Annotated in this window: 2 protein-coding genes; one reads left to right on the plus strand and one right to left on the minus strand. The window is 72.9% G+C overall.

Annotation, left to right across the window (positions count from 1 at the left end; genetic code table 11):
* Positions 1-54 precede the first annotated feature (54 nt).
* Entirely contained in the window at positions 55-810 is a 756-nt protein-coding gene (locus AOK24_RS43680; protein WP_055725372.1) for a GntR family transcriptional regulator, read from the minus strand.
* Positions 811-1,052: 242 nt separating this feature from the next.
* Here AOK24_RS43680 and AOK24_RS43685 point away from each other — a divergent pair, with 242 nt between their 5' ends.
* Positions 1,053-1,883, plus strand: a complete 831-nt coding sequence (locus AOK24_RS43685) for an alpha/beta fold hydrolase (protein WP_055725373.1) — start codon at positions 1,053-1,055, stop codon at positions 1,881-1,883.
* Positions 1,884-2,316 lie beyond the last annotated feature (433 nt).

Consider the following 2,316-nt stretch of genomic DNA (forward strand, 5'->3'; position numbering starts at 1 on the left):
AGCCCGTACGGGGCGCCCGGCGTCCAGCCGAGGAGCCGGGCGCCCCGTACGGGCTCAGGAGACCCTCTCCCCCAACCCTTCCTCGATCTCCACGCCGCCCGCCGCGCCGAACGTCAATCGGCACGTGTCAGCGCGGTACGTCGCGACGGAGAGCGCGGCGACGCGGCCGGCGGCCATGAAGTGGGTCGTGACGACCAGGACCGGAGCCCCCGGCAGCCGGTCGAGCTGCTTCGCGTCGTCCGCGCGCGCGGAGCCGAGCTCCACGGAGCGGTTCTGGGCCGTGAGGTCCAGGTGGTGGAGTTCGCGGAGCAGCGCACGCGCGCGGGCGGGGCCCGAGAGGGCGTCCGTGGACGGCAGCGCGGGGACCGAGCCCCCCGGGACGTAGAGGAGTTCCGCGGCGACCGGCTGCCCGTGGGAGACGCGGGAGCGGCGCACGACGTGGACGGCGAGCCCGCGCGGGAGCGCGAGGGCGGTGGAGACGGCCGCAGGGGGCGCCGTCAGGTCGCTGTCGACGGGCTGCCAAGTGTCGTCGCTGGGCCAGGCCCTGCCCTCGGGGCCGACGTCGACGCCTACGCGCGGGGGTGCGACGGTCGTGCCGACGCCTCGCCGGCGATGGAGGCGGCCCTCCAGTTCGAGTTGCTCCAGTGCCTGCCGGAGTGTCGCGCGGGCGACGCCGAAGCGGGCCGCGAGGTCGCGCTCGTTGGGCAGTACCTCCCCCACCGTGAACTCCGAGTCGAGTGCTTCGCTGAGCACTGTCCGCAGATGCCAGTACTTCGGTTCCGGCACCGTTTCCAGCTGCGTGGTCCCCACCCTGTCCTCCACCCCGCCCCGTGTGGCTCAGGCCCTTTACGCGCCCTTGTTTATTAAAGGTTGTTTCACTTGTCAGCGACCATAGGACGGCCCTCAACCTTGGTCAATACCAATGGGAGAAACCGCTTTCGGTCAGGCGTGGCCCGGAATCGACGGCAGGCCACCGAGGGCTACCCGTCGGTAGCAACAACTGACAAACTGTCTACGGAGTTGCACAGCCGAGTCCATCCGAGGAGCACCCGATGTCCGCGACCGCCTCCTTCAAGGTCCCCTCCGCGCGCGGGCCGCAGCCCGTGACCGTCTCCTACGCGCGCGTGGGCCACGGCGAGCCGCTGCTCCTGCTGCACGGCATCGGGCACCACCGCCAGGCCTGGGACCCGGTGATCGACATCCTGGCGACCGAGCGGGACGTCATCGCGGTGGACCTCCCCGGCTTCGGCGCATCCCCGGGGCTCCCGGAGGGCCTCGCCTACGACCTCCCCACGACCAGCGCGGTCTTCGCGGCGTTCTGCGAGACCCTCGGCCTGGACCGGCCGCACGTCGCGGGCAACTCCCTCGGCGGCCTGATCGCCCTGGAACTGGGCCGCGAGCACCTCGCACGGTCCGTCACCGCCCTGTCCCCCGCCGGGTTCTGGTCCGAGGCGGAACGCCGATACGCGTTCACCCTGCTGCTGACGATGCGCCGCATCGCGCGCGGGATGCCGCTCCCCCTGGTGGAACGCCTCTCCAAGTCGGCAGCCGGCCGCACAGCCCTGACCAGCACCATCTACGCCCGCCCCGCACGCCGTTCACCCGAGTCGGTGGTCGCTGAAACCCTCGCCCTCACCGGCGCAACGGGCTTCGACGCGACCCTGCGCGCGGGCGGCTCGGTCCGGTTCACGGACGACGTGCGGGACGTCCCCGTGACGATCGCCTGGGGCACCCGGGACCGCGTACTCCTGCGGCGCCAGGGCGTGCGCGCGAAACACGTCATGCCTCAGGCGCGGTTGGTCCGCCTCCCGGGCTGCGGCCATGTGCCGATGAACGACGATCCGGCGCTGGTGGCGCGGGTGATCCTGGACGGGAGCCGCTGAGAACGGGCGAGCTGGGGGGAGCGCGCCAAGACCGGCTGCGGACTGCCGCCGGGAGCACCAGTCGCCGGGGCAGGCTCACACCGCGAGCCGCCTGCCGTCGAAAGCGCCAGTCGCCGGAAAGCGGACTGTCGCCACGAGCCGGCTCCCGCCGACCCCTGCTGCGGGCCACCGCCACAAACGCCTGCCGCCGGGGGCGGGCTCTTACCGGGGGCAGGTTGTCACCGCCAGCCGACTGCTGCCGATGGCGCCCGCCGCCGGGGCAGCGGGCTGTCGCCGGAAGTCGGTTGCCGCCGAGCCCAGTTACGGGCTGCCGCACGACCGCCTGCCGCCAGAGGCAAACGTCACCGAACCCCCTGCCGCCGAAAGCCACTGCGGGCCGCCGCCACAAACGCCTGCCGCCAGAGGCAAGCGCCACCGAACCCCCTGCCGCCGA

The sequence above is a fragment of the Streptomyces niveiscabiei genome, from assembly GCF_001419795.1.
Lineage (GTDB): Bacteria > Actinomycetota > Actinomycetes > Streptomycetales > Streptomycetaceae > Streptomyces > Streptomyces niveiscabiei.